This window comes from Ruegeria sp. BHSA191, from assembly GCF_059613325.1.
This window is the reverse complement of sequence record NZ_JBXWSH010000002.1, coordinates 331910-358409: the sequence shown is the minus strand read 5'-3', so window position 1 is coordinate 358409 and position 26500 is coordinate 331910. Positions and strand designations below refer to the sequence as shown.

The 26500-nt window shown below is 64.1% G+C and carries 31 protein-coding genes, 2 tRNA genes and 1 riboswitch; of the genes, 12 read left to right on the top strand and 21 right to left on the bottom strand.

The genetic code is table 11. The features are described 5' to 3' along the window. The coding region (locus tag AC2FNS_RS03715; RefSeq protein WP_496803776.1) for an ABC transporter permease at window positions 1-270 on the top strand (270 nt) is incomplete at its 5' end. Next, window positions 271-435, top strand: coding sequence for a hypothetical protein (locus AC2FNS_RS03710; RefSeq protein WP_496680133.1), 165 nt, complete (start codon window positions 271-273; stop codon window positions 433-435). It abuts the gene before it with no gap. A gap of 91 nt (window positions 436-526) precedes the next feature. On the opposite strand, the gene AC2FNS_RS03705 is transcribed toward AC2FNS_RS03710, so the two are convergent. From AC2FNS_RS03705 to AC2FNS_RS03675, 7 genes are all read right to left on the bottom strand, one after another. After that, a tRNA-Thr gene (locus AC2FNS_RS03705) sits at window positions 527-602 on the bottom strand. A 209-nt stretch (window positions 603-811) separates the two neighbouring features. Then, the gene (gene dxs, locus AC2FNS_RS03700; protein ID WP_496711051.1) at window positions 812-2740 is read right to left on the bottom strand and encodes a 1-deoxy-D-xylulose-5-phosphate synthase; all 1929 of its coding nucleotides are present in this window, start codon (window positions 2738-2740) and stop codon (window positions 812-814) included. A gap of 15 nt (window positions 2741-2755) precedes the next feature. Beyond that, complete coding sequence (locus AC2FNS_RS03695) at window positions 2756-3622, bottom strand: polyprenyl synthetase family protein (protein WP_496711052.1); 867 nt, start codon at window positions 3620-3622, stop codon at window positions 2756-2758. Then, complete coding sequence (locus AC2FNS_RS03690; RefSeq protein ID WP_496711053.1) at window positions 3622-3864, bottom strand: exodeoxyribonuclease VII small subunit; 243 nt, start codon at window positions 3862-3864, stop codon at window positions 3622-3624. The genes AC2FNS_RS03695 and AC2FNS_RS03690 overlap by 1 nt, the downstream gene beginning before the upstream one ends. Continuing rightward, complete coding sequence (locus AC2FNS_RS03685) at window positions 3861-4787, bottom strand: histone deacetylase family protein (protein ID WP_496711054.1); 927 nt, start codon at window positions 4785-4787, stop codon at window positions 3861-3863. The genes AC2FNS_RS03690 and AC2FNS_RS03685 overlap by 4 nt, the downstream gene beginning before the upstream one ends. 70 nt (window positions 4788-4857) lie before the next feature. Continuing rightward, the gene (locus tag AC2FNS_RS03680; RefSeq protein ID WP_496689442.1) at window positions 4858-5559 is read right to left on the bottom strand and encodes a response regulator; all 702 of its coding nucleotides are present in this window, start codon (window positions 5557-5559) and stop codon (window positions 4858-4860) included. Continuing rightward, a complete protein-coding gene (locus AC2FNS_RS03675) occupies window positions 5556-6068 on the bottom strand; it encodes a MarR family winged helix-turn-helix transcriptional regulator (RefSeq protein WP_170391323.1) in 513 nt (170 codons plus the stop codon). Before AC2FNS_RS03675 ends, AC2FNS_RS03680 begins: the two co-directional genes overlap by 4 nt. Before the next feature lie 158 nt (window positions 6069-6226). Here AC2FNS_RS03675 and AC2FNS_RS03670 point away from each other — a divergent pair, with 158 nt between their 5' ends. After that, window positions 6227-7093 (top strand): branched-chain amino acid aminotransferase, encoded by an 867-nt coding sequence (locus tag AC2FNS_RS03670; protein ID WP_170340845.1) that lies wholly within the window; start codon window positions 6227-6229, stop codon window positions 7091-7093. Between the two features lie 59 nt (window positions 7094-7152). On the opposite strand, the gene cobO is transcribed toward AC2FNS_RS03670, so the two are convergent. The 5 genes from cobO to AC2FNS_RS03645 form a co-directional block, all read right to left on the bottom strand. Then, window positions 7153-7752: a cob(I)yrinic acid a,c-diamide adenosyltransferase gene (cobO, locus tag AC2FNS_RS03665; protein WP_496711056.1), complete on the bottom strand. Its 600-nt coding sequence runs from the start codon at window positions 7750-7752 to the stop codon at window positions 7153-7155. Between the two features lie 56 nt (window positions 7753-7808). After that, on the bottom strand, window positions 7809-8744 hold the full coding sequence (locus AC2FNS_RS03660; protein WP_496711057.1) for a DMT family transporter: 936 nt from the start codon (window positions 8742-8744) through the stop codon (window positions 7809-7811). A 32-nt stretch (window positions 8745-8776) separates the two neighbouring features. Then, the gene (locus tag AC2FNS_RS03655; protein WP_496711058.1) at window positions 8777-9451 is read right to left on the bottom strand and encodes an HD domain-containing protein; all 675 of its coding nucleotides are present in this window, start codon (window positions 9449-9451) and stop codon (window positions 8777-8779) included. Beyond that, a complete protein-coding gene (aroC, locus tag AC2FNS_RS03650) occupies window positions 9435-10535 on the bottom strand; it encodes a chorismate synthase (RefSeq protein ID WP_496711059.1) in 1101 nt (366 codons plus the stop codon). Before aroC ends, AC2FNS_RS03655 begins: the two co-directional genes overlap by 17 nt. A 94-nt stretch (window positions 10536-10629) precedes the next feature. Next, complete coding sequence (locus tag AC2FNS_RS03645; RefSeq protein ID WP_496803775.1) at window positions 10630-11070, bottom strand: 6,7-dimethyl-8-ribityllumazine synthase; 441 nt, start codon at window positions 11068-11070, stop codon at window positions 10630-10632. A 117-nt stretch (window positions 11071-11187) separates the two neighbouring features. Further along, window positions 11188-11342: riboswitch (FMN riboswitch) on the bottom strand. Between the two features lie 54 nt (window positions 11343-11396). Here AC2FNS_RS03645 and AC2FNS_RS03640 point away from each other — a divergent pair. Continuing rightward, window positions 11397-12011, top strand: coding sequence for an FMN-binding negative transcriptional regulator (locus AC2FNS_RS03640; RefSeq protein ID WP_496711061.1), 615 nt, complete (start codon window positions 11397-11399; stop codon window positions 12009-12011). 12 nt (window positions 12012-12023) lie between these two features. Here the strand turns inward: AC2FNS_RS03640 and AC2FNS_RS03635 are convergent, their stop codons facing one another. After that, the gene (locus tag AC2FNS_RS03635) at window positions 12024-12467 is read right to left on the bottom strand and encodes a c-type cytochrome (protein ID WP_496711062.1); all 444 of its coding nucleotides are present in this window, start codon (window positions 12465-12467) and stop codon (window positions 12024-12026) included. A 474-nt stretch (window positions 12468-12941) separates the two neighbouring features. On the opposite strand from AC2FNS_RS03635, the gene petA reads away from it, so the two are divergent. The 6 genes from petA (at window position 12942) to AC2FNS_RS03605 (ending at window position 17238) form a co-directional block, all read left to right on the top strand. Next, window positions 12942-13502, top strand: a complete 561-nt coding sequence (petA, locus tag AC2FNS_RS03630; RefSeq protein ID WP_496680112.1) for a ubiquinol-cytochrome c reductase iron-sulfur subunit — start codon at window positions 12942-12944, stop codon at window positions 13500-13502. 12 nt (window positions 13503-13514) lie between these two features. Next, the gene (gene petB / locus AC2FNS_RS03625; protein ID WP_496689455.1) at window positions 13515-14846 is read left to right on the top strand and encodes a cytochrome b; all 1332 of its coding nucleotides are present in this window, start codon (window positions 13515-13517) and stop codon (window positions 14844-14846) included. An 18-nt stretch (window positions 14847-14864) separates the two neighbouring features. Further along, window positions 14865-15650 (top strand): cytochrome c1, encoded by a 786-nt coding sequence (locus tag AC2FNS_RS03620; protein ID WP_496680110.1) that lies wholly within the window; start codon window positions 14865-14867, stop codon window positions 15648-15650. Window positions 15651-15860: 210 nt separating this feature from the next. Further along, complete coding sequence (locus AC2FNS_RS03615) at window positions 15861-16109, top strand: PepSY domain-containing protein (protein WP_496712370.1); 249 nt, start codon at window positions 15861-15863, stop codon at window positions 16107-16109. Between the two features lie 8 nt (window positions 16110-16117). After that, window positions 16118-16693, top strand: coding sequence for a cytochrome b/b6 domain-containing protein (locus AC2FNS_RS03610; RefSeq protein WP_496712372.1), 576 nt, complete (start codon window positions 16118-16120; stop codon window positions 16691-16693). Beyond that, the gene (locus AC2FNS_RS03605; RefSeq protein ID WP_496712374.1) at window positions 16690-17238 is read left to right on the top strand and encodes a helix-turn-helix transcriptional regulator; all 549 of its coding nucleotides are present in this window, start codon (window positions 16690-16692) and stop codon (window positions 17236-17238) included. Before AC2FNS_RS03610 ends, AC2FNS_RS03605 begins: the two co-directional genes overlap by 4 nt. Here the strand turns inward: AC2FNS_RS03605 and mtaB are convergent. Continuing rightward, entirely contained in the window at window positions 17220-18476 is a 1257-nt protein-coding gene (mtaB, locus tag AC2FNS_RS03600; protein WP_496712376.1) for a tRNA (N(6)-L-threonylcarbamoyladenosine(37)-C(2))-methylthiotransferase MtaB, read from the bottom strand. The two genes, AC2FNS_RS03605 and mtaB, sit on opposite strands and share 19 nt — an antisense overlap. Then, window positions 18473-19315, bottom strand: coding sequence for a diaminopimelate epimerase (gene dapF / locus AC2FNS_RS03595; RefSeq protein WP_496712378.1), 843 nt, complete (start codon window positions 19313-19315; stop codon window positions 18473-18475). Before dapF ends, mtaB begins: the two co-directional genes overlap by 4 nt. 211 nt (window positions 19316-19526) lie before the next feature. Here dapF and AC2FNS_RS03590 point away from each other — a divergent pair. Further along, window positions 19527-19602 (top strand) — tRNA-Lys (locus AC2FNS_RS03590). 38 nt (window positions 19603-19640) lie between these two features. On the opposite strand, the gene AC2FNS_RS03585 is transcribed toward AC2FNS_RS03590, so the two are convergent. The 5 genes from AC2FNS_RS03585 to AC2FNS_RS03565 are packed head-to-tail and all read right to left on the bottom strand — an operon-like array spanning window position 19641 to window position 23829. Beyond that, a complete protein-coding gene (locus tag AC2FNS_RS03585) occupies window positions 19641-20162 on the bottom strand; it encodes a DUF3833 family protein (protein WP_496689489.1) in 522 nt (173 codons plus the stop codon). An 8-nt stretch (window positions 20163-20170) separates the two neighbouring features. Continuing rightward, window positions 20171-20788, bottom strand: a complete 618-nt coding sequence (locus AC2FNS_RS03580) for a DUF3833 domain-containing protein (RefSeq protein WP_496712379.1) — start codon at window positions 20786-20788, stop codon at window positions 20171-20173. Next, window positions 20785-22008 carry an MFS transporter gene (locus AC2FNS_RS03575; protein WP_496712381.1) on the bottom strand — a complete coding sequence of 408 codons (1224 nt, stop codon included), beginning with the start codon at window positions 22006-22008 and terminating at the stop codon, window positions 20785-20787. Before AC2FNS_RS03575 ends, AC2FNS_RS03580 begins: the two co-directional genes overlap by 4 nt. After that, on the bottom strand, window positions 22008-22544 hold the full coding sequence (locus AC2FNS_RS03570) for a hypothetical protein (protein ID WP_496680094.1): 537 nt from the start codon (window positions 22542-22544) through the stop codon (window positions 22008-22010). The genes AC2FNS_RS03575 and AC2FNS_RS03570 overlap by 1 nt, the downstream gene beginning before the upstream one ends. Further along, complete coding sequence (locus AC2FNS_RS03565) at window positions 22495-23829, bottom strand: NAD(P)/FAD-dependent oxidoreductase (RefSeq protein ID WP_496712382.1); 1335 nt, start codon at window positions 23827-23829, stop codon at window positions 22495-22497. Before AC2FNS_RS03565 ends, AC2FNS_RS03570 begins: the two co-directional genes overlap by 50 nt. Before the next feature lie 239 nt (window positions 23830-24068). Between AC2FNS_RS03565 and AC2FNS_RS03560 the strand changes: the two genes are divergently transcribed. Further along, complete coding sequence (locus tag AC2FNS_RS03560) at window positions 24069-24794, top strand: SDR family NAD(P)-dependent oxidoreductase (protein WP_496712384.1); 726 nt, start codon at window positions 24069-24071, stop codon at window positions 24792-24794. A gap of 3 nt (window positions 24795-24797) precedes the next feature. Here AC2FNS_RS03560 and AC2FNS_RS03555 read toward each other — a convergent pair whose 3' ends face one another. Beyond that, window positions 24798-26450 (bottom strand): DUF6504 family protein, encoded by a 1653-nt coding sequence (locus tag AC2FNS_RS03555; protein WP_496712385.1) that lies wholly within the window; start codon window positions 26448-26450, stop codon window positions 24798-24800. Between the last annotated feature and the right edge of the window lie 50 nt (window positions 26451-26500).

The window sequence follows — 26500 nt, the reverse complement described above, 5'->3', positions numbered from 1 at the left end:
CTGCACCACGCGGTTTCGATCGGGCAGGTCATTTCGGGCCGGGTTCTGACGATCAACGGAACGGTTGCGGGCTCGGTGCTGCTGTTTGTGCTGGGGCCCGTCAGCTACCTGGCCTCGGTGACCGGGTTGGGCATACTGCTGGCCACTTTCACGTCGTCGATGCCCCAGTTCGGCCTGCTGGCGCTGCGGGTGCTGATCGTGATGAACCTGCTGTCGGGCAGCACGACCCCGATGGAAAGCATGCCGGACTGGCAGCGCATGGCGATGTAGGTGTCTCCCTCGACCCATTTCGTGGGTTTTGCCCAGGCCATCCTCTATCGCGGGGGCGGTCCTGCGATTGTCTGGCCGCAGATGGCGATCATGGCCGGTCTGGGGGCGGCCTTCTTCGCGCTGGCCTTGCGCCGGTTTCGTCAGTCGATGCCCTCGGCCCGTTAACCCGGCCCCGAGCCGAACCGTCCTGCGGAATGGCCGAGACCAATGTGTCCCACCGCGCGATCTGCCGAGTATTCTTGGGTCCAAAGAAGGATGGTGCCGGTGAAGGGACTCGAACCCCCGACCCCATCATTACGAATGACGTGCTCTACCAGCTGAGCTACACCGGCATCCTTCTTGCGTCATGGGCCGTGATGGCCCTGCGGATCCCTGCACCTTGTCCGACCGGGGCAATTGTGACCCGACGCGTCGGTGGAGGCGACCTCGGGGCGTCCCTTAAACCAAGGCTTGCCGCCTTGCAAGAGCGATTGGCGGCCTGACCCGCGACCTTGGGTCGGTGGCGCGGCGCAATCGGCCGCTTGATGAAAGACGCCCGGATTCAGGCGCGCCGTTCACCGATCGAAGCCACGCCCAGCACCGAGAGAACCTTGGCCTCGATATGCTCGGCGTTCATGCCTGCGACTGCGTACATGTCGGCGGGGTTGGCCTGGTCGATGAAAATGTCCGGCAGCACCATCGAGCGGTATTTCAGGCCGCGATCGAACACGCCCTCATCCGCCAGCAGTTGCGCCACGTGGCTGCCGAACCCGCCGATGGCGCCTTCCTCGATGGTGATCAGCGCCTCGTGGTTGGCGGCCAGGTCCAGGATCAGGTCGCGGTCCAACGGCTTGGCGAACCGGGCGTCGGCGATGGTCGGGGTGATACCGCGGGCGGCCAGCGATTCGGCGGCCTTCTGCACTTCGGCCAGGCGCGTCCCGAAGGACAAGATCGCCACCCGCGCACCCGACTGGATCAGGCGGCCCTTGCCGATTTCCAGAACCTGCCCACGTTCGGGCAGATCGACGCCCACGCCTTCGCCCCGCGGATAGCGGAATGCGATGGGGCCGTCGTCGTGGGCGGCGGCTGTGGCGACCATGTGCACCAGCTCGGCCTCGTCGGCGGCGGCCATCACAACCATGCCCGGCAGGTTGGACAGGTACGCGATGTCGAACGACCCGGCATGAGTCGCGCCATCAGCACCCACCAGCCCCGCGCGGTCAATGGCAAAGCGCACTGGCAGGCGCTGGATCGCCACGTCGTGCACCACCTGGTCATAGCCGCGCTGCAAAAACGTGGAATACATCGCGCAGAACGGTTTCAGCCCGCCCGCCGCCAGCGCGGCCGAGAACGTGACCCCGTGCTGCTCGGCAATCGCCACGTCGAAACAGCGCGACGGGTAGCGTTCGGCGAACAGGTTCAGCCCGGTACCGTCGGGCATCGCCGCGGTCACCGCCACGATCTTGTCGTCGCGGCTGGCCTCGTCCACCAGGGTCTTGCCGAAGACCGAGGTGTAGGACGGCGCGTTCGACGGCGCCTTCTGCTGCTTGCCGGTGACCACGTCGAACTTGGCGGTGGCATGGCCCTTGTCCCGGGCCTGCTCGGCCGGGGCATAGCCCTTGCCCTTTTTGGTCAGCGCGTGGATCAGTATTGGCCCGGTCGCCCGCGCCTTGACCGTGCGCAGAACCGGCAGCAGCTGGTCCAGGTCATGCCCGTCGATCGGGCCAACATAGGAGAATCCCAGCTCTTCGAACAGGGTGCCGCCCACCGCCATTCCTTTGAGCATTTCTTTGGCGCGCTTGGCGCCTTCGCGGAACGGTTCGGGCAGCAGAGACACCGCCCCCTTGGCCGCTGCTTTCAGATCGTGGAACGGCTCTTCGGCATAGATGCGCGAGAGATAGTTTGACATCGCACCCACGGGCGGGGCGATGCTCATCTCGTTGTCGTTCAGGATCACGATCAGGCGTTTTTTCAGGTGGCCGGCGTTGTTCATCGCCTCGAAGGCCATGCCGGCCGACATCGACCCGTCGCCGATCACCGCGATCGCGTCGCCCAGCCCCTCGGGTGTGACCCCGCCCAGGTCGCGGGCCACGGCAAAGCCCAGCGCCGCGCTGATCGAGGTCGAGCTGTGCGCTGCGCCGAACGGGTCATAGGGGCTTTCGCTGCGTTTGGTGAACCCGCTGAGGCCGCCTTTCTGGCGCAGGGTGCGGATACGGTCGCGCCGCTCGGTCAGGATCTTGTGGGGATAGCACTGGTGCCCGACATCCCAGATGATCTTGTCGCGCGGCGTGTCGAACACCGCGTGCAGGGCCACGGTCAGCTCAACCACGCCCAGCCCTGCGCCCAGATGCCCGCCGGTCACCGACACGGCCGAGATCGTCTCGGCCCGCAACTCGTTTGCCAGCTGATGCAACTGCGCGTCCGAAAACTGCTTGAGATCCGCCGGGCGGTTCACAAGGTCCAGAAGCGGGGTGTTCGGACGGTCTGACATGGCATCCCTTACGGTTCAGCTTTCACGCGCAATAACGAAGCGGGCGGCTTCCTTCAAGGTTTCGGCCTGCGGTCCGTAACTGTCGAGGGCGGCGCAGGCTTCATCCACCAGCTCGGCCGCGCGCGCCTTGGCCGCATCCAGACCCAGCAGCGAAACGAAAGTGGCCTTGCCCGCCTCGGCATCCTTTTGCAGGCGCTTTCCCGCCTTTTCGGCATCGCCCTCGACATCCAAGATGTCGTCGGCGATCTGGAAAGCAAGACCCAGCGCCCGGGAATAACGACGCATGCGTTCGGGATTTTCGCCGGCCAGCCGGGCCCCGGCGCAGCCGGACCATTCGATCAAGGCCCCGGTCTTGCCCGCCTGCAGCCGGGTGATTTCCGCAAGCGACAGGGGTCGCTGCGCCGTTTCGGCGGCGATGTCCAGCGCCTGTCCCAGCACCATGCCCTGCGCGCCCGCGGCCTGCGCCAGCGTCAGGGTCAGGTCTGCGCGGATCTCCGCCGGCCCTACCTCTGGCCGGGCGCACAGCTCAAAGGCCAGCGTCTGTAGCGCGTCACCGGCCAGAACCGCGATGCCCTCGTTCCATTTCACATGCACCGTCGGGCGGCCGCGCCGAAGGTCGTCGTCGTCCATGCAGGGCAGGTCGTCATGCACGAGGCTGTAGGCATGCAGCGCCTCGATGGCCGTCGCGGGCCAGATCGCCGAGGTTTCGTCGATGCCATGCAGGCGCGCGCTTTCCAGCACCAGGAATCCGCGCAACCTTTTGCCGCCTTCTGTGGCATAGGCCATCGCCCGCGTCACATCGAGATCGTCGTAGGCGCCAAGAACCAGGTCGAACTGCGCCTGGATCTGCCTGGCGTCCCGCGCCAACTGTTCCCGAAACATCAGAGATCTTCGACAGGCTTGGTTCCGGTGGGCTGGCCATTCGCGTCCAGCGTGATCGCGGCCACTTTTTCTTCCGCGCGCTTCAGCTCGTCCTCGCAGCGCTTCTTAAGCTTGGCGCCGCGTTCATACAGCGCGATCGACTGGTCCAGCGCCACGTCGCCACGCTCCAGCTGGCCGACCACGGCCTCCAGCTCTTTCATCGCCTGTTCAAAGGTCATCTGCTCAACGGGTGTATCGGTCATCGGGCGGCCTTCATCAGTTCTTCCACATGCGCACGCGTTGCCGCGGCCAGCGCGTTCAGATCATACCCGCCTTCGAGAGTCGAGACGATACGGCTATCACAGACCTCATCGGCAATGGCGCAGAGCTCGGCGGTGATCCAGGCGAAATCCTCGGTTTCCCAGTTCAGATTGGCGAGCGGATCCTCCTTGTGGGCATCGAACCCGGCAGAGATCACGATCAACTCGGGGCGGAAGCTGCGCAGCCGCGGGAACGCCTTGTCACGCCACGCCGCCCGCATTTCCGCGCCGCCCGTGCCTGGCGCCAAGGGCAGGTTGAGCACGTTGCCATGCGCACCGGTTTCATCAGGTCGCCCGCTTCCTGGCCAGAGTGGCATCTGCTGGCTTGTGATGACCAGCGCCCGCGGCTCGTCCCACAGAATGTCCTGCGTGCCGTTGCCATGGTGAACGTCGAAATCCACCACCGCCACGCGGGCCAGACCATGATGGTCCAGCGCGTGTTTCGCCGCCAGCGCTGCGTTTCCGAACAGGCAGAACCCCATGGCTGTCGCGGTCTCGGCGTGATGCCCGGGGGGGCGGATCGCGCAGAACGCGTTGGGGGCCTCTCCGCCCAGCACCATGTCCACGGCACGAACCACCGCCCCCGCCGCGCGATAGGCCGCGTCCACCGAGCCGGGCGACATGAAGGTGTCGGCGTCGATCTGCGTAAATCCCTCCGCCGGCCGCGCATCGCGGATGCTGCGGATGTAGCTTTCGGGATGGATGCGCAGCAGGTCGTCATCCGCCGCCAGCGGCGCCGTCACCCTGTTCAGATCCAGCGGTTGCAGCACGTGCAGGATGTGCTCCAGCCGCGCGACGCGCTCGGGGTGACCATCTGGTGTGACATGCCCGAGGCAATCTGCATGGGTCAGAAGTGCAGTTTTCATGGCTGTCCCTTGTTCATCTGGCCAACAAATATCCTCGCCGAAGGCAACAAAACGCCGCGCAGCGGCAAAATCAATCCGGCGCCAGCATATAGCCCGCGCCCCGCACCGTCTGCAGATAGCGCGGCTGCTTGGGGTCTTGCTCGATCTTGCGGCGCAGGCGCGTGATCTGCACGTCCACCGCACGCTCCTGCGCCTGCCCCTTGTCGCGCCCCAGATCCTCGACCAGCTTCGACCGGCTGATCGGCTCGCCCGGCTGGGCCGAGAAGATCTTCATCAACTGGCTTTCGGTGGCGGTCAGCCGCACCGGCTCTTCGCCCTGCCACATCTCGCCGCGTTCGATGTCATAGCGGATCGGCCCCAAATGCAGGATCTTGGTGGCCGTGTCCTGCGCTGTGGTTTCCGGCATCCGCCGCAGGATCGCGTTGATCCGCAGCAGCAGTTCCTTGGGTTCAAACGGCTTGGCCAGGTAATCGTCTGCTCCGGCTTCCAACCCGGCGATCCGGTGCTCGGTCTCGCCGCGTGCCGTCAGCAGCAGAATCGGCGTGTCATGCGTCTCGCGCAGGGCACGGGTCAGGCTGACACCATCCTCGCCCGGCATCATCACATCCATCACGATCAGGTCGAAATCCAGCCCCGACAGGACCCGCCGCGCATGGGCGGCATCACGCGCCGCGGTCACAAGAAATCCGCTGCGCATCAAGAATTTCTTGAGCAGATCACGGATGCGTTCGTCGTCATCGACGATCAGAAGATGGGCGTCCACGTCGCTCATGAAGTTGAATCCCGCAGTTTCGTGTAAGCCCGACGCATATCAGCATCCATCATCGCTTCAAGAACCTTGCGGAACCCGGCTACCGCCTCGGGGCCGGCTTCCTTGTAGGCCGCGCGCATACGGGCGCGCTGGGCGTCCGACAGCTGCGCCTCGAGCGCCTTGCCCTTTTCAGTCAGGTACAGGTGGCGTTCGCGCTTGTCGACCGTGCCGACCCGGCTCTCGACAAGGCCGTCGTCGATCAGCGTGCGTAGCACCCGGTTCAGCGACTGCTTGGTCACCCCCAGGATCGCCAGCAGGTTGTTCACCGTGGTGCCCGGCGCACGGTTGATGAAATGGATCGCCCGGTGATGCGCCCGGCCATAGGCCATTTCGCTCAGAATGCGGTCGGGGTCGGCGGTAAAGCCGCGATAGGCAAAGAACATCGCCTCGATCCCCTGCCGAAGCTGTTCATCTGTCAGAAACAACAGGCTTTCTCCGCCAAAGACAGGGGCGGGGCGGATCTCGGACATATCGGGCCTCATTCGTTACACGCCCCGACTTTAAGTCAGCGTTATTGACATTCCAAGGGCGGACAGGTATCGAATCGCAGTTTTTGCGCAATTTTGTGTCCGGGTCGGACCTAAGTGGCGCAACAATCGGAAATGTGACCCGGGTCAGGAGGTTTCGGATGGCGGGATATGACGATCGTGACGGTGTCATCTGGATGGATGGCGAATTTGTGCCCTGGCGCGATGCCAAGGTGCATGTCCTGACCCATGCGATGCACTATGCCAGCTCGGTCTTCGAGGGCGAGCGTGCCTATAACGGCAAGATCTTCAAAAGCCGCGAACATTCCGAGCGGTTGATCAAATCGGCCGAGGCGCTGGACATGCCGATGCCTTACACGGTTGATCAGATCGAGGCGGCCAAGGCCGAAACGCTCGAGAAAAGCGGCCTCAAGGACGCCTACGTGCGCGCGCTGGTCTGGCGCGGCTCGGGCGAGGATATGGGCGTGGCCTCGGCGCGCAACCCGGTGCGCATGGCCATCGCGGTCTGGCCCTGGGGCGCCTATTATGGCGATGCCAAGATGCAGGGCGCCAAGCTGGACATCGCCGAGTGGAAGCGGCCCAGCCCGGAAACCATCCCGGTCCATGCCAAGGCGGCGGGGCTGTACATGATCTGCACCATCTCCAAGCACAAGGCCGAGGCCAAGGGCTGTTCCGATGCCTTGTTCATGGATTACCGCGGCTATGTGGCCGAGGCGACCGGTGCCAACGTGTTCTTCGTCAAGGATGGCGAAGTGCATACGCCGCTGGCCGACTGCTTCCTGAACGGCATCACCCGCCAGACGGTGATCCAGATGCTGAAAGACAAAGGCATCACCGTACACGAACGCCACATCCTGCCCGAGGAGATGGCCGATTTCGAACAGTGCTGGTTGACCGGCACCGCGGCTGAGGTCACGCCGGTGGGCCAGATCGGCGAGTACACCTTCGAGGTCGGCGACCTGACCCGCGAGATCGCCAACGACTACGAACAGCTGGTCCGCAGCTGATGCATACGAAAAACGGGCGCCGTTGACGGGCGTCCGTTTTTTCTTTCGCGTCGAAATATTCAGAAATCAATGCCGCGCTGGGCCTTGATGCCGGCCTGAAACGGGTGCTTTTCCTCGGTCATTTCGGTGACCAGATCGGCATAGTCACGCAGCGCCTGCGGCGCGTCGCGCCCGGTCAGGAACACGCTGGTCCGGTCCGAGCGGGCCTTCAGCCCCTCGATCACCGCGTCCACCGACAGATATTCATAGCGCAGGCCGATGTTGATCTCGTCCAGCACCACAAGGTCATAGTCGCCGCTGGCCATCAGGTCGCGCGCCTTGTCGAAGGCGGCGGTGGCGGCGGCGATGTCGCGGTCGCGGTCCTGGGTGTCCCAGGTGAAGCCTTCGCCCATCGTGTGCCAGGTGACCAGTTCGCGCTCTTCGAAGAACCGCCGCTCGCCAGTCTTCCATTTGCCCTTGATGAACTGCACCACGGCGACCTTCTGGCCCCAGCCCAATGCGCGGATCACCACGCCGAACGCGGCCGAGGATTTGCCTTTGCCCTTGCCAGTGTTGATCAGCACCAGCCCCCGACCGGGATCCACGGCCTCGGACACTTTTTTGCGGTGCTGGGCCTGCACCTGTTGCATCTTCTGTTTGTGGTCCTGTGCGTCGCTCATGGCAAAACCTCGTTGATTGTCCGCGCCAACCTAGGCGATGGGCGCGAAAGGTAAAGTCAGGGTTTGTGATCGGTCAGCGACCGCGCCTTGCCGCGTTCCAGACCCAGCTGGTGTTCGCGCCAGATCACCACCGCATTGCCGGCGATCACCAGCGCCGCCCCCAGCAGGATCGCCAGGGTCGGCAGTTCGTCAAACCAGACATAGCCGATGAAGATGGCAAACAGCATCGATGTATAGTCATAGGGCGCCAGCATCGAGGCCTGCCCGAACCGGTAGGACGAGGTCACCAGAATCTGCGCGACGCCGCCGATCAACCCCATCGTGATCAGGATCAGCAGCTGGTTCAGGGTGGGCGCGGTCCAGCCCCAGAACACGGTCAGCGCCGACAGCAGCGTGGCGGTCATCGAGAAATAGAAGACGATCGCGGCGGGATGGTCGACCTGCACCAATTGCCGAATGTGGATCTGCACGAAGCCGCGGGCCACGGTCGCGCCCAGCACGCACAGCGCGCCGATCGTGGCGCCGGTGCCCAGATCGGCCGAGCCCAGCCGCGGCCAGATCATGATCAGCACGCCCAAAAGCCCGATCGCCACCGCGCCGATGCGGATCAGGCGGATGCGCTCGCCCAGCAGCAGCGCCGCCAGGATCAGGGTGAAGATCGGGGTGGCATAGCCGATCGCCGTAACCTCGGGCAGGGGCAGCAGGCTGAGCCCAGTAAAGGTCAGACCCATGGCGGTGGTGCCCAGCACTCCGCGCCAGAAATGGCCCATGGGCTTCCTGACGACAAAGCCCTGCGCGAGTTCCCCGCGCGAGAGCAGCCAGGCCACGATCACCGGCACCGCGAACAAGGAACGGAAAAATACCATCTGGCCCGGCGGGAAATCGGCCGACAGCGCCTTGACCAGCGCCGACATCGCCGTGAACAGGAACAGGGCGCTGAGTTTCAGCGTCACGGCAAGCACGGGGCGATGAGAGGTCAGGGATTGGGCCATCGGCGCGACCCTGCGCCTTTGCGCGGCAAAGATCAACGGGCCGGATTGGGGCGTGTCCAGCTGTTGGGCAGGGGGCTGCCGATCTCTTCGGCGAATTCGGTCAGAAACCGGATCATGCGCCGGACCCGTTGCTGCGCGATCTGCCGTCCGGCCTCGGTCAGCATGTCGTCGGGCAGGGCCAGCAGCTTCACCTTCCAGTGGTCGATCGAATAGTGCAGATCGTCCAGCGGCCGGTGGGCTGCGAACGGATCGGCCGGATCATAGAGCGTCCGCCCCAAAGCGCCGGACACCGAGAAATTCCGCGCGATCCCGATGGCGCCCAGCGCATCCAGCCGGTCGGCATCGCGCAGGATGCGCGCCTCGGGCGTCTCGGGCGGGATGTTGGCGGAAAAACTGTGCGCCTCGATCGCGTGGCGGGTGGCGGCGATCTGGGCATCGCTCAGGCCCAGTTCCCGCAGAACAGGCTCGGATTCTTCGGCCGACCGGCGCGAGGCCAGGTGCCGGTCGGGGTCGTTCTTGGGCAGGTTGACCAGATCGTGCAGATAGCAGGCCGCCAGCAGTACGGTCCTGTCGGTTTGCGCATCGGCGATGGTGCGGGCATTGACCCAGACACGGTCCAGATGGGCCAAGTCATGGGCCGGGTCGGTGATCATCCGCTGCGCGACGACCGCGCGCAGGCGGTCGCGCAGCTCAGCCAATCCGTCCACGGTTTTCACCGATCTGGCCGCGATGCAGCAGCAGGTGGTCCAAGATCACGCAGGCCATCATCGCTTCGCCCACCGGCACGGCGCGGATGCCGACGCAGGGGTCGTGGCGGCCCTTGGTGATGATCTCGGTCTCTTCGCCCGATTTGGTGATGGTCTTGCGCGTGGTCAGGATCGACGAGGTGGGCTTGACCGCGAAACGTACCACGATGTCCTGCCCGGTCGAGATGCCGCCCAAGATGCCGCCCGCGTGGTTCGAGCTGTATTGCGGGCCGTCCTGGCCCATGAAGATCTCGTCGGCATTGGCCTCACCGGTCAGCTCGGCGGCGGCAATGCCTTCGCCGATTTCCACGCCCTTGACAGCGTTGATCGACATCATCGCCGCGGCCAGATCGGTGTCGAGCTTGCCATAGACCGGCGCGCCGAGGCCCGCGGGGACGCCGCGCGCCACCACTTCGACCACCGCGCCGACCGAATTGCCGGATTTGCGCAAATCGTCCAGATAGGCTGCCCAGTCCTGTGCCGCCTGCGCGTCCGGGGTCCAGAACGGGTTCTGTTCGATCTGCGCCCAGTTAAAGTTGGCCCGGTCGATCCGGTGCGGGCCGATCTGAGTCATGTAGCCGGTGATCTGGACGTTGGGCGCGATCTGCTTGATCGCCTCGCGCGCCAGCCCGCCCGCGGCCACCCGCGCCGCCGTTTCGCGGGCCGAGCTGCGCCCGCCGCCGCGATAGTCGCGGATGCCGTATTTCTGCCAATAGGTGATGTCGGCATGGCCGGGGCGGAACTTTTCCATGATGTCCCCGTAATCCTTCGAGCGTTGATCGGTGTTCTCGATCATCAGCTGGACGGGCGTGCCGGTGGTCTGGCCTTCGAACACGCCCGACAGGATTCTCACCTGATCGGGCTCGCGCCGCTGGGTGGTGAACTTGTTCTGGCCCGGTTTGCGCTTGTCCAGCCAGTGCTGGATCATGCCCTCGTCGATCGGGACGCCGGGCGGGCAGCCATCGACCGTGGCGCCCAGCGCGGGGCCGTGGCTTTCACCCCAGGTGGTGACGCGGAAAAGGTGTCCAAAGCTGTTCATCGACATGGGGCATGCTCCTTTGAGGGTCGTGATTAACGGCGAGAGCCTGCCGCCTCAAGCGGATTTGCGGTCGGGGCATCGCTGCCCCAACCCAGTGTGCCTAGGCCGCACGGGTCAGTGCGGCGCGGGTTTCGACGATTTTCAGCGCCGCCCGGGCTGCCTCGCGCCCTTTTTCCACGAAATGCGCGCGGTAGATAGCGTTGTGATGGTCGGTTTCCTGGTACTGGTGCGGCGTCAGCGACACCGACAGGACCGGCAGGCCGCTTTCGAGCCCTGCGCGCATCAGCCCGTCAATGAAGGCCTGCGCCACGAAATCGTGCCGGTAGATGCCGTCATCGACGACAAAGGCCGCGCAGGCCACGGCGGCATAGCGGCCCGTCTGGGCCAGGTCGCGGGCCAGCAGGGGCATTTCGAACGCGCCTGGCACGTCGAACACATCGACCTGATCGGTGGGGATCAGCTCCAGAAATCCGTCCAGCGCGCGGTCGACGATATCGGAATGCCAGTTGGCTTTGACGAAGGCACAGCGGGTGTGTGTCATCATGATCTCCTTGCAGCTTGGTGGCCTGCTGGCGGGTGCGAATGGTTTCGCGGCCAGCGCGGCATGACACGTCACCCAAGGCGATCACGGACAGGCGCGCCCGTGGCGGGGCGCGCTGCTCGTTCTCTTTCATCCGGACTGTAACCGTCGGCTCTGGCCTCTCACCAGATCTGCTGACACTCTGCCGGTTGGACGGCAGAGCCGCTCGCGGGCTGGCGGGCCTGGGCCCGCATACCGCCGGTGGGGAATTCCGCCCCGCCCTGAGAACGGCGCGACCTTGCCAAGCGCACGCGCGATCTGCAAGACCTGTCGACAGGAGGACGGCCATGCACCCCAACCCAGCCTTTCGCGCCGAGGACCGCGCGCGCCATGTGGAGTTTGCCCGCAGTCGGGGATTCGGCGTACTGGCGCTGTCCGCTGACGGCCCGCCATTGATCAGCCATGTGCCGTTTCTGTTGTCCGAGGATGGCGCGGTGGCCGAGCTGCATCTGGTGCGGTCGAACCCGATCGTGCGGGTGCTGGCCGACCCGAAGGAGGCGCGGATCGCGGTTCAGGGGCCCGACGGCTATGTTTCGCCCGATTGGTACGGGGTCGCGGATCAGGTGCCCACATGGAACTATGTGGCGGTCCACCTGACCGGCTGGCTGGAATTGCAGCCCTCAGACCGGCTGAGCGATCTTCTGGATCGGCAATCGGCCTTTTTCGAAGAGCGGCTGAAGCCCAAGCCGCTCTGGCGCGCCGACAAGATGGACCCGGCAGCGCTGGAGCGCATGATGCGCATGATCGTGCCCTGCCGGTTGCAGATCACTCAGATCGACGGCACCTGGAAACTGAACCAGAACAAGCCCGAGGCGGCGCGGCTGGCCGCCGCCGGGCATGTCGAGCAATACGGGATCGGCACCGAGCTTGGTCAACTGGCCGCCCTCATGCGCGAAGTCTGATCCGATTATGCTTCAGTCGCTGAACGTCGCCAGATAGGCGGCGATATCCTCGGCGCCTTGCTTCAGCTTGACGCTCATGTTCGGGCGGGCGGTGTCGTCGTTCAGGAAGTCCCGGATGAACCCGATCGGGTCGCGGGCGTAGGCGGCGATGTTCTCTTGCGTCCAGACCAGGCCGTTTTCACCAGCGCGGATCATGTCATCGGTGAACATGCCGATGGGCAGCCGTTCACTGCCGTTCAGATAATCGTTTTCGGTTCCTGCGGTTCTGCCGACCACGCCATAGAGATTCGGGCCCGTGATGCCGCCTTTGACCAGAACCTCGCCATCCTTGATGATGGCGTGGCAGGACGAGCAGCGGTTGTAGAGTTTCTCGCCGCGCGCGGGGTCGCCTTCAGCCCAGGCTTGATGGGTGGCGGCGACCGTGACCAGCAGGACGGCGGTTCTGAATAATGTCATGGGACTCCTCGATCACTGCGTTCGCGCGCGCGCCGACTTGCGTCAAATCTGACTGGTCCGCAACCCAAAAAATGCACGTCATGGTTGTTGAAAAAGTGACTTCAAAATAAATATTTGGCGGATTCTCGGTCGGCCACTGCCCCGGATAGTCGAGGGCCTGCCGGTCCGTATGGTGATGCCCGGCGCTCATTGTGCGCGGGCCCGGATCACCGCCCGGCCGGAGCGACGACGCCCCGGGATTCGCCTGCCGCGTGATTCGCGCGTTTACACGGAGATTTGCGCCGGGTCGGGCGAAAGTTCTTGAAAAATGACCCCCGCATTGTGACATGAATGCCCAGATGCGGCGTAGTGCGCGCCTATGACCGCTGGACGAACCGTTTTCTCCCGGCTAGATACCCGCGATGAGACGCCGCTTTGATGCGGTGCTGATGCATGTTTGCCCGAAAGCCGGGCGCTGGAATCGGAGAAAACCTCGTGTCCCACGCAGAAGACCACGAAGGCACCCGCAGAGATTTCCTCTACTACGCCGCCGGCGGCGCAGGTGTCGTTGCGACGGGTGCCGCCGTATGGCCCCTGATCAACCAAATGAACCCCTCGGCGGACGTTCAGGCGCTGTCCTCGATCCGCGTGGATGTCAGCGGTGTCGAGGTCGGCACCCAGATCACCGTCAAATGGCTGGGCAAGCCGGTGTTCATCCGCCGCCGTACCGAAGAAGAAATCCAGCTGGCGCGCGAAGTGTCGCTGGACGAGTTGCCGGATCCGATCGACCGCAACGCCAACAAACCGGGCCTGCCGGCCACAGACGAGAACCGCACCCTGGACGAGGCTGGCGAATGGCTGGTGATGATGGGGGTGTGCACTCATCTGGGCTGTGTGCCGCTGGGTGACGGTGCAGGCGACTTCCAAGGCTGGTTCTGCCCGTGCCACGGGTCGCACTATGACACCGCGGGCCGCATCCGCAAGGGCCCGGCCCCCGAGAACCTGCATGTTCCGGTTGCCGAGTTCCTCGACGAAACCACCATCAAGCTGGGTTAAGGAGGCGCGCTGATGTCCGGTATCCCGCACGACCATTACGAGCCGAAGACCAAGGGCGAAAAGTGGCTGAACAGCCGCCTGCCCATCGTCGGGCTTCTTTACGACACCCTCATGATTCCCACACCCAAGAACCTGAACTGGATGTGGATCTGGGGGATTGTGCTGGTCTTCTGCCTAGCACTGCAGATCATCACTGGCATCGTCCTGGTGATGCACTACACCCCGCATGTCGATCTGGCCTTTGCCAGCATCGAACACATCATGCGCAACGTAAATGGCGGCTTCATGTTGCGGTACCTGCACATGAACGGCGCCTCGCTGTTCTTTGTGGCCGTCTATATCCACATTTTCCGCGGTCTGTACTACGGTTCCTACAAGGCCCCGCGCGAGGTGACCTGGATCATCGGCATGCTGATCTATTTGCTGATGATGGCCACCGCCTTCATGGGCTATGTTCTGCCTTGGGGGCAGATGTCCTTCTGGGGCGCAACCGTGATCACCGGCCTGTTTGGCGCGATCCCCTTCGTTGGCGACGCGATCCAGACCTGGCTGCTGGGCGGACCCGCCGTGGACAACGCCACGCTGAACCGTTTCTTCTCGCTGCATTACCTGCTGCCCTTCGTGATTGCGGGGCTGGTCATCGTGCATGTCTGGGCCTTCCACACCACCGGCAACAACAACCCCACCGGGGTTGAGGTTCGTCGTGGATCGAAAGCAGAGGCCGAGAAAGACACCTTGCCGTTCTGGCCGTATTTCGTGATCAAGGACCTGTTTGCGCTGGCCGTCGTGCTGGTCGTGTTCTGGGCAATCGTCGGCTTCATGCCGAACTACCTGGGCCACCCGGACAACTACATCGAAGCCAACCCGCTGGTTACGCCCGCGCACATCGTGCCCGAATGGTACTTCCTGCCGTTCTACGCGATCCTGCGTGCCTTCACCAGCGAAGTATGGGTCGTGCAGTTCGCCAGTTTCATCACCGGTGGCATCATCGACGCCAAGTTCTTTGGTGTTCTGGCGATGTTCGGTGCAATCCTGGCCATGGCGCTGGCGCCCTGGCTGGACACTTCGAGTGTGCGGTCGGGCAAGTACCGCCCCATGTTCAAATGGTGGTTCTACCTTCTGGTCATCGACTTCTTCGCCCTGATGTGGCTGGGAGCCATGCCCGCAGAGGAACCCTATGCGACCTTCTCGCTGATCGCCTCCGCCTACTGGTTCGCCTATTTCTTCGTGATCCTGCCGATCCTCGGCGTGATCGAGAAGCCCGAGCCGCAGCCGGAAACCATCGAAGAAGACTTCAACGCGCATTACGGCAAGGCTGACGCCGAAGCCACGCCGGCCGAGTAAGAAGAGGGACGGGAAACCATGTTCAAGAAACTTGCAATCGGCGCCGCGTTTGCCATCGCTCTTGCTCCTGCTGCGGTTTCCGCAGCCGGGGGCGGCGAACAGCACATCGAAGACTTCGCGTTCTCGTTCGAAGGGCCATTCGGCACTTGGGATCAGAACCAGCTGCAGCGCGGCCTGCAGATCTATACCGAGGTCTGCGCGGCCTGCCACGGCCTGAAATACGTGCCGCTGCGCGATCTTACGGCGTTGGGTTACTCGGAAGAAGAAGTCATCGCCTATGCGGCTGGAACCTTTGAGGTGTTCGACCCCGAGCTGGACGATTTCCGTCCGGCCAAACCGACAGACCATTTCCCCGAAAATGACGGTGTGGGCGCACCAGACCTGAGCCTGATGGCCAAGGCGCGTGCGGGCTTCCACGGGCCTTACGGTCTTGGAATCAACCAGCTGGTCAAGGGCATGGGTGGTGCGGAGTACATCGCCTCGTTGCTGGACGGTTATACCGGCAAGGAAAAGGAAGAGGCCGGCACGGTTCTGTATGAAAACACTGCCTTCCCCGGCGGCTGGATCTCGATGGCCCCGCCCCTGTCGGACGATCAGGTCGAATTCGCCGATGGTCACGAAGCCACCGTCGAATCCATGTCACAGGACGTTGCTGCGTTCCTGATGTGGACGGCCGAGCCGAAGATGATGGAGCGCAAGCAAGCCGGCTTTGTCGGCGTGCTGTTCCTGACCATCCTGTCGGTGCTGTTGTACCTGGTGAACAAGCGCCTGTGGGCGCCGGTCAAGGGTAAGAAATCCGCCTGATCCGTCAGGGACCATACCAAAGACACCAAGGGCCCCGCGCATCGTGCGGGGCCCTTTTTCTTGCCGGTCCGTTGGCGGGTTCCTGCCGTCAGCGTCGGCTTATCCCGGCCATCTAAGCCCAAAGAATATGGTGCCGCGTGCCACCTGCCGGCAGTTTCCGTTTAGCGCCGGACTGCATGGCGCGTTCACCTGAACCGAGGAGACCACCACATGAAATTCCCTTTCATCGCAGCCGCTTTGCTTGTTGCCGCCCCCGCGCTGGCCGCCGATCTGGCGCCCGACGTGGAACTTGGCAAAACCGAAGACGCCGTGCGCAGCGCACTGACCGAGCTTGGCTATGACGTGCGCAAGATCGAGGAGGAAGACGGCGAGATCGAAGCCTATGTCGTCAAGGACGGCGAAATGGCCGAGGTCTATGTGGATCCGGCAACCGGCAAGGTCTCGAAGGTCAAGGGGTGAAGTCGGACATGCCCGGTTTCAACCTGGCCGAGGGTGGGCGCGACAGCGCCCGCCTGGTGCACGTTTGGGACCCGTTGGTGCGCGTGATTCACTGGTCTGTGCTGGCCGGTGTGTTGTTGAATGCGGTCGTCACGGACCCCGAAGGGGACCTGCATGAAATCATTGGATATGCCACCCTGGGTCTTGTCTTGCTGCGGCTTGTCTGGGGTTTTCTGGGGGTCCAGACGGCGCGGTTCACGGCGTTTCCGCCCAACCCCCGGGCCGCGCTGGCCCATACGGGCGAGATCCTGCGTGGAGACCGGACCGTTCACCTGTCGCACAACCCGCTGGGGGCGTGGATGGCCTACAACATCTGGGCCACGCTGATCGTGATCTGCATCACGGGGATCATGATGGGCACCGTTCGGTTCTTTGGGTTCGAATGGGTAGAAGAACTGCACGAGCTTGGGTTCAACTGGCTGATGGTCTCGGTCGTACTGCACGTCTGCGGGGTTGTGCTGGACCAGCGCAGGACCGGTGTTGCTTTGGTCAAAGCCATGATAACAGGAAGCAAGAACATTCCTGATGGAATTTCGACAAAATGAAGAAACACATTCTCGAAACTCTTTGGCCCGGGGATACGGATGTGCGCCGGGCCAAGATTCTGACCGCGATGATCATTGTCCAGGTCTTGTGTGCCACGTTCTTTCTGATCGATGTCATTCTCGATTTCGATGCGGGCGGGCACCCGACGCATCTGGCGCTGGAAACCTTCGTTGCGGTTGTGCTGGGCGCTGGAATCTGGGTTCTGATGGTCGAACTGCGGGCGCTGCTGGTTCGGATGGAGCAGGCAAGGCAGTGCTTGCGCGTGGCACGGGGGGAATTGGCCCAAGTGATCGATGGTTTCTTTGATCTCTGGGGCCTGACCGGCGCGGAACGTGAAGTTGGCCTACTGATTCTCAAAGGGTTCGACAACGAAGATATCGCGCGCATCCGGGACCGAGCGGTCGGAACCGTGCGCGCGCAATCCGCGTCAATTTATGCCAAGGCAGGTGTGGATGGCCGGGCCCAGTTGATCAGCGTGTTCTTCGAAGAGCTTCTGGCCAATGATACCCCAACCGGGGACGCCGGTCAGGCGGTCAGCCGTTGACCATCCAGTCCGATGATCCGGGCCGTCACGATCTGTCCTTCGGGTTGCAGAGTCGTGAATGAAACCTCGGTGAACTGCTCGGTCCGGCCCATGTGGGGATTCTCCATCAGGATGTGATGGGTCTTGCCCAGCTGTGCCGCCAAGTGCTTGGCAACCTGCGCGTCGCCGGCCGCCCGTAGCCGCGCGGCACGATCCTTGATGACGGCGCCGTTGACCTGCTGCGGAATGCGCGCGGCGGGGGTGCCTTCGCGTTTGGAATAGGGAAAGACGTGCAGCCAGGTCAGGTCGCAGTCGGTCACCAGTTTCAGCGAGTTCTGGAAATGCGCCTCGGTTTCCGTCGGAAAGCCCGCGATGATGTCGGCGCCAAAGGTGATCTCGGGGCGCAGTTTGCGGACCTCTTCGGTGAATCGGATGGCATCGTCGCGCAGGTGGCGGCGCTTCATCCGTTTCAGGATCAGGTCGTCGCCATGCTGCAGGGACAGGTGCAGATGCGGCATCAGGCGCGGCTCGGTCGCGATGGCCTGCATCAGATTCTCGTCCACCTCGATCGAATCGATCGAGCTGATGCGCAGGCGCGGCAGATCGGGCACCAGTTTCAGAATGCGCATGACCAGATCGCCCAGCTTGGGGCTTGCGGGTAGGTCGGCCCCCCAGGATGTCAGGTCGACGCCAGTCAGCACGACCTCGTTATAGCCCCGGTCCACCAGCCGCTTGACCTGGTCCACCACCACGCCCGCCGGGACGCTGCGCGAGTTGCCGCGGCCATAGGGGATGATGCAGAAGGTGCAACGATGGTCACAGCCGTTCTGGACCTGCACATAGGCGCGCGAGCGGGTGCCGAATCCGTCGATCAGGTGGCCGGCGGTTTCGGTGACCGACATGATGTCGTCGACCTGAACCGTCTCGGTCTCGCCGATGAAATCGGCGGCCATGCCTTTCCAGGTCTCGGGGCGCATCTTTTCCGTGTTGCCGATCACCGCATCGACCTCGGCCATTTCGGCAAAGGTCTGCGGTTCGGTCTGCGCCGCGCAGCCGGTCACGATCAGGCGCGCATTCGGGTTCTCGCGGCGCAGCTTGCGGATCTCCTGCCGGGCCTTGCGCACGGCCTCGGCGGTGACGGCGCAGGTGTTCACGATCACCGCATCCGTCAGCCCGGCCTGTTGCGACAGCTCTTTCATCGCCTCGGTCTCGTAGGCGTTGAGCCGGCAGCCCAGCGTGGTGAATTTCGGCGGGTTCATCCCAGCGTCCTCAGGAATTCGGGCGTCAGCGTGCCCGAGAAGACATGGCAGGTGGGGCCGGTCATCCAGACGCCGTCCTCGCGCCAGTCGATCCAGATGGTGCCGCCGTCCAGCTCGATCTGCACCGTGCGCCCGGTCAGGCCACGCCGGGCCGCTGCGACGGCCGTGGCACACGACGACGAGCCCGAGGCCAGCGTGATGCCCACGCCGCGCTCCCACACCCGCATGCGGATGTGATCCGGGCCGATGATCTGGGCGACCTGCACATTGGTGCGCTGCGGATAGAGCGGGTGATGCTCATAGCGCGCGCCGAATTCCTCCAGCGGAATCGCCTCGGCGTCTTCGACGAAGAAGGTGCAATGCGGGTTGCCCATGCCGGTGGCCACCGGTCCGCCTTCGATCGGCAGTTCCAGCGTATCCACTTCTTCGGCCAACGGAATATCGGCCCAGTCCAGCTGCGGGTGCCCCATGTTGACCGAGGTCAGCCCGTCGCCTGCGTCCCGCGCCAGCAGCGTACCGTGGCTGGTGGTCAGCGTCAGTTCGGATTTGCCGCTTTCCTGCATCAGGAACCTGGCAATGCAGCGGGTGGCGTTGCCGCAGGTGGCCGAGATCGACCCGTCGGCATTGTAGAACACCAGATGGGCATCCGTTTCGCCGTTTTCGATGACGGCCAGCTGGTCGAATCCGACCCCGAATTGCCGGTGTCCGATCCCGCGCGCCAGCGCCGGCGTGATCTGCACCGGATGCGCGCGCGCGTCCACAATGACGAAGTCATTGCCAAGCCCGTGCATCTTCATGAAGGGCAAACCAGTGTCGGGTCGCTGTTGCATGGCGGGCATATAGCCTTGCCGCAGACATGAATCCAGCCCGGCGCGAAGATTCCTGAAAAAAGGGGTTGACCCCCCGCCGCCTCAACCCTAATTAGGCCGCCTATCGGGACGCCGGGAACACAGTGATTTCAGGCGGAACGCGGTGCAAAAAAGGGCTTGTACCCGGTGGGGAAAATGCCTTAGACAGCGCCACGGATCACAACGATCCAATGAAAAGAGTGGGCCGTTAGCTCAGTTGGTAGAGCAACTGACTTTTAATCAGTGGGTCGCAGGTTCGAATCCTGCACGGCTCACCACTTTTTCCTAAGACTGACCAGGATGCCGCGTGGCGTGGTTACTTCTTTTCGAAGAACAGCACGACTTCGCCCAGCCGGATGCCAAAGCGCGACACGTAGGCGCGGTTCAGCAGGCGGTCATCGTCCAGCAGCCACATCCAGTCATCGAAATCGACGCGCATCGTTCCGTCTTTCACCGGCAGGTCGATGCGGTATTTCCAGTTGAACGTATCGCCGCGCTCGGTTCCCGACGCGGTGCCCAGAACGCCGGGCGCGGTGCCGGTCCAAGTATCCTCGCCGGTTTTGGTCAGGGTCCAGATGCGCTGTTCAGTGGCGCCGTCGTCATAGACGAAATCTTCGACCAAGGTCAGCGTCTGGCCGTCCCATGTCCCGTTGATGTCGACCGTGAACCGACGGGGGATGTTGCCTAGTACGTCCTGGAACTGCCCATAGGCCACGGTGTGGCCCGAAAAGAACTCTTCGAGGTTCAGCTGGCGGTCCGACAGAAAAGTGGTCGGAACTTTTGGTTTGAAGGCGCAAGCCGCCGTCAGCAGCAGGCAAGCGAAGGCCAGTCGTTTCATGAGACGGGTCATTGCAGGGTCCTCGGGTCGGCGGTGCGGGCATGACCGTTTGCGCCGGGCACATGCGCCGTCTTTTCTGACGGGGCGGGGCGCATCGTGGCGACCAGCTCGGCCACCTTCAGGCCGAACTTGCGCATCTCCGAGCGGTTCATGATCGCGCCGCTCTCGGTCAGGTACATCCAGTCGGTGACGTCCAGGGTATGGCCCCCGGCATCTTCGGGCAGAACGATGCGATAGGTCAGCCTGACCGTCGCGCCCGAGATCACGCCGCGGCCTTCGCCGACGATGTCGTCGGCGGTTGCGGTAAAGCTGTTGCCTGCGCCCATGGTCAGGTACCATTTTCGGTTCATCTGCTTACCGTTCGAATAGGTGAAATACTCGGTCAGAGTGCCAGAACTGCCGTTCCATTCCCCGATCATCCGCGCCACGAAGCTGTTCGACATCTTGCCAGTCGGGCCATAGATCAGCCCTTCGGACAGGATTTCCCCGTTCAGATTGTCCTTCAACGAGAAATCGGGGCCGGTTCCGGCATAGTCCGACGGCGATTGCGAGCGAAAGCTGAGAAGGCGGGCTTTGACCGTGATCAGGGCCAATACGGCCAGTGAGGCAATCAGGAGGAATGTCATTTTGCGGGTACCTCTGTAGGCAGCGTCAGGACCATTCCGAACGCGCCGAGTTTCAGGATGCAGGGCAGCACGGCATAGGCGAGGTTGAGCGTTTCCAACGCCTGCGCCGAATTCGCCTGACCGGGCACAAAGCCGCTGCGTTCCAGCAGCGGAAGGGTGAAGAATGCGGCCAGAGCCAGCCCCAGTTTGCCGGCGAAAGACCAGATGCCGAATGCGGCCGAGGCATTCAGCCCCGCGCGTGTCAGCACCACCGAGAACATGGCCGGCAGCACCACCATGTCCGCCCCCAGCGCCGCCCCCGACGCCAGGCAGATCACCGCGAACCCGACCAGGTTGCCGGGCGCCAGCATGGCCGCGCCGACAAAGCCCAGAATGGCCAGCGGCATCGCAATGATCAGTGTCTGTTTCGGGCCAATCCGGTTGCTGAGCCGCGCCCAGAGCGGCACTGTGGCCCCGGCGCTGAGGAAGAACAGGATCAGCAGTGGCCCGGCCTTGCCCGGCAATTGTAGCCGGTCCTCGACGAAGAACAGGAACAGGGTCGAGGTGATCGCAACCGGCAGGCTGTTGACCAGCGCCAGCGCCAGCAGACGCAGGGCCCCGGCCTGACCCAGCCCGTCGAACGAAAGCCCCTGCCCGGTGATGGGCGCGCGCCGCCAGATCGGCAATGTCAGCACCATCGTGGCCACTGCCAGCCCGCCTAGAAACAGCCCGAAGGCCGGGTAGCCCTGCGCGCCCGCGCCCAGGGCCACGAACAGCGCCGGAGCACTGGCGGCCAGGACCACGCCGGCCAGTTGCCCGCCTTCACGAAAGGCGGCGAGGGTCATCAACTCGCGCGGGGTGGCCTGTTTCGCCAGCGTCGCGCTGCGGCCATAAAGCAGAATGGTGCCCAGGCTGTAGGCGGAAAACAGCAGGATCAGGATCGCCACGAGGGCTCCGACGCTCGCCCCCTGCGGCAGTGAGAACAAAAGCGGGAAACCGATCGCCAGACCTCCGGCGGCCAAGACGGCAAAACCCATCTGTGCGCCGGGCCAGCGGTCAATGGCCCAGCCGATCAGCGGGTCTTGCACCAGATCCACCAGCCGGATCAGCAGCAGAACCGTGCCGATCACGCCCAGGCCGATCCCGAGGTTCACCGCTGCGAAACGCGGCAGGTGGATGTAGAGCGGGATACCCGCCGCAGCAAGCATCAGCGCATAGAGGCTGACACGCGGATACAGCATCACTGACCCCGCAGCTGTCGCGTAAAGGCGGCGGACCGGGTGTTGTTGCCCAGGAAGATCGACATGAAACTGCGCTTGATCCCCGGATGGGACAGGGTGCAGGTCTTGCGCCCGTTGCGCCAGAACTCGATCGCGTCGGGGCCTTTGGTGACAGCTACATAGCTGTCACCGGCACCGACCGCCTGATAGCAGGTTTTCAGCTGCGCCTCGATCGGGGCGCTGTTGCCTTGCCGGGCCATCTCGTCCAGCGTGGAGTCGATCAGCGCCTTTTGCTTCAGCGATTTCCGATAGGTCAGCTTCAGCCCGAAATCCTGCGACCAGTTCAGCGGGCCGCCGCCTTTGGTGAACAGCTGCGCATCATAGATCGGCAGACCAAGGAACCGGAAGGTGGCGGTGCCACGCTGTTCGGCATCGGGCAGCACGTTGGTGACGGGCGTGGCCGCCAGCCCGGCAGGGGCCAGCAGAACCAGGCTCAGGATCGCTGCGTTACGGGCTGGCCGTAACTGGGACAGCGACGCTTGGATCAGGTCTCGCATTTTCAGCTCCGATGGTTTGCGGATCGCCGTTCAACAGCCCGACCACATGCATCGCGCTGGCGATTCCGTCTTCGTGGAACCCATGCCGGTTGTAGGCGCCGGCGAACCAGGTCCGATTGCGGCCCTGCATCTCGCGGATCTGGCCCTGCGCTTTCAGCGCGGCCTTGTCGAACACCGGATGGGCGAATTCCACCTCGTCATAGATCTTGTCGGGTGCGATGTCGGTGGACGGGTTCAGGGTGACGAACAGGGGGTCGCTTTCGGGGATGTTCTGCAACCGGTTCATCCAGTAGGTCACGCCCACCTTCCCCGCCTGCGATCGGTAGGTCCAGCTGGACCAGCAGGCGCGGCGGCGCGGCATCTGACTAGGATCGCAATGCAGCACCGCGCGGTTGGGCTGATACCGGATCGCGCCTAGCGCCGCGGCCTCGTCGGCGGTGGCGTTCTGGCCCAGAATGGCCAGCGACTGGTCGGAATGGGTGGCCAGGATGATCTCGTCATATTGATCCGAGCGTCCCTGCGCCTGAACGGTCACGCCCAAGGCGTCGCGTTCGACGCTCGAGACCGGCGCGCCCAGGCGGATGTCGCAACCCCGGCCGCGCAACGCGGATTCGAGCCGCCGGACATATTCGATGCTGCCACCCTTGACGGTCCACCACTGGTGCTGGGCGCCGCGTTTGCTGGACAGCAAGGCGTGGTTGCGGAAGAACTGCACCAGCGACCGCGCCGGGAACTGATCGACGAACTCCACCGGAGTGGACCAGATCGCGCCGCACATCGGCATCAGATAGTTGTTGCGGAACCAGTGGCCCAATCGCATCTGGTCAACCAGTTCACCAATCGTAGTGTCATCATCCCGAGCGGCCTCGGGCGCTTCTTTGCCAAAGCGCAGGATGTCGGCGATCATCTTGTAATAGGACGGCCGCACGAGGTTGCGCTTCTGCGCGGTGATGGTGCGCAGGTTGTTCAGGCCATATTCGATGCGTCCATTGTCGATGGTGGCGCCAAAGCTCATCTCGCTTTTCATGACCGGCACGTCCAGTTCACCGAACAGCTTGGTCAGATAGGGATAGGTGGCATAGTTGAATACGATGAACCCGGTATCGACCGGTTGGTCGCCGTTGCGGCCTGCCATCACAGTGCGCGCGTGTCCGCCCAGACGGGGTTCGGCCTCATATAGGGTGACGTCGTGACTTTCTGACAGGTAATAAGCCGCTGATAATCCTGAGATGCCTGCGCCTACAATTGCGATTTTTTTCCGTACGCCCCGGGTTTCGTCGAACATGCCATCCTCTTTATGCGACATTTTACAATAGGATACGCAGGGTAGGCCGGAGCGGATCAAATCCGCGCCATGTTTTTCCCTGATTCCCGCTGATCGGTGGGCAGTGCGTCAGGATTGCATCAATCGCGGTTGTTGGTGATCCGAGGCCCGCCCGTCCGCGTAATGAGCAATGTTATGATCGAGACAACCCAACCCAAAACCGCGGCTGTTCACGCTTCGGCATATGCGAACCGCCCGGCATGAGCAGTTTTGACCGAAAAACCTACTGGATCGTAGGCGCCAGCGAAGGGCTGGGCAGGGCGCTCGCCGAGGCCTTGGGCGGTCAGGGCGCACACCTTGTGCTGTCCGCGCGCAGTGCCGAGCGGCTAGAGCAGATCTGCGCCGCGCTGCCCAATGCTCGCGCGGTGCCGCTGGACGTGACCGATCTGGCGCAGGTGCGCCGCGCCGTCGCCGAGATCGGCCCGGTGGACGGTCTGGTCTACAACGCCGGGGCCTATGAGCCGATGCGCGCGCAGGACTGGCAGACCGAAGCCGCGCTGGCCATCAGCGACGTGAACTATTCAGGCGCGCTGCGGGTTCTGGGGGAAACCGTGCCGGCCATGGTGCAGGCGGGGCGCGGGGACATCACTCTGATCGGGTCGCTGGCGGGCTATCACGGACTGCCTGCGGCGATCGGGTACGGGTCCAGCAAGGCGGCGCTGATATCGCTGGCCGAAACGATGCGGCATGACCTGGCCGGAACCGGGGTGACAGTGCGCATCGTCAATCCGGGGTTCATCAAGACCCGGCTGACCGACAAGAACAGCTTCAAGATGCCGATGCTGATGGAGCCCGAAGACGCCGCGCAGCACGTGCTGCGCGCAATGGCGCGCCGGCGCTTCCGTACCGACTTTCCGGCGCCGTTCTCGTGGGTCATCCGGCTGATCGACTACCTTCCGGATCTTCTGGTCTATCGCGGAAAATAGACTCTAACTAAAGCACCCTTGGCAGAACCAGCCTGCCGACATGGTGCCGCCATGGCCGTAGAACAGCCATAGCCGCTCGCCCTGCTCGGTCACCACCACCCAGTAATCGCGCACGCCGCTGCGCCAGTTGGGGTCATCCAGCCACCATTCCGGGGCGATCCGTTCGGGGCCGGTGGCCTGCGCCAGTTGCCAGTCGCGCCCGCGCCAGCGGAAATTGGCGGGCACATCGGGGCGGTCGGGGGCCATCACCGGCTCGGGCCGCCACATCAGCAGGGGGCGCGGGCGCGGCGGGGCGGGCCAGTCGCGCGCCGGTTCCGACCAGGCCGCCGCCAGCGTCTGGGCGGTTTTCTCGGGGATGTGCGAGGCCGCCGGGTGTTGCCGCATGATCGCCTCGAGCCCCACCCGCGCGCCCAGTTTGCCGATCAGATCGTCCAGCGCGGTGTTCCCCTCCAGCCGGTTGCGGACGGCGCGGCTGGCCTCGGCATGGCCGGTCAGGGTGCGGGCATGCACCGGCTCGGTCTGCACCGCCGCAAGGCGCAGCATGTCGATGCCATAGCCTGCGTCGATCTGATCGATTTTCATCTCTAACAAAGGGCGAATGCGGTGTTTGTCATGGCTCGGGCGGGCCAGCCCGATCTCGATGATCTCGGCCGCCTGATCGGTGCGGTGCGCCTCGAGCCGCAGGGTCCGCGCCCCGCGCGCCTTTTCCTCCAGCCGCGCGCACAGGGTCGGCAGCATCCGGTCGATGGCGGCCATCACGTCCTCGGCCAAGCCGATCGGGTTGGGCAGGGTCATCCGCACCGCAAAGTGATGCGGGGGCCGCGCGGGCGAGACCGGCTCGGGCGCGCTGCCCATCGCCTGATCCAGCCGCAGCACCAGCCCGCGCCCGAACCGGCGGGCCAGCGAGGCGCGCGGCTGGCCCAGCAGGTCGCCGATCCGCCGCAGGCCCAGCCGGTTCAGCTGCGCCACGGTCTGGTCGTCCAGCCGCAGCGCCGCGATGGGCAGGGGGGCGAGCGCGCCATAGGCCTGCCCCGGTGGCGCGATCCGGGCCCCGCCGCCCACGGCCACCACCTGCGGCGCGGCGCCGCCCTTGGTCCAGTGCCGCCGCTTGCCAGCCCGGGCGCGGGTGGCGCGGGCCTCTTGGGAAATGGCGTCGCCATTGCGGTCCGAGGTGGCCTCTTGCCCGGCATAGCGCGCCAGCGCCCAGGCCGCGCCCAGCGTGTCGGCGATACCCATCTGCACGCTCAGCCCCATGTCGGCGCAGTCGGTCTCGATCACGTCCAGCAGCGCCTCTTCGCCGCCGAACAGGTGGGCGCAGCCCGACAGATCGACGATCAGACCATCGGGGGCCTCTTCGGCGACCCAGGGGCTGAACTTGCCCGCCCAGCGGCGCAGCGCAGTCAGAAAAGCAGCCTCGGCCGGGGCGTTGCGGGGGCGGGTGACAAGGGCCGCGCACATGGCATGGGCATCGCGCACCGGCTGGCCCACGCGCAGACCGGCGGCCTGTGCCTCGGTATTCAGCGAGGTGATGACCTGCATGTTCGACTGTTCGGCCACCACCGCCAGCGGGCCGGACTGCAGGCCGCGGGCGGCGCGGATCAGCCGTTCGGCCCCCAGACGGGGAAACCACAGCGAGAGTATTCGGCGTTTGGGCATCGGGCAGACATCAAAGTGTTCTCATTTTGTTCTTATCTGAGAATCATGCC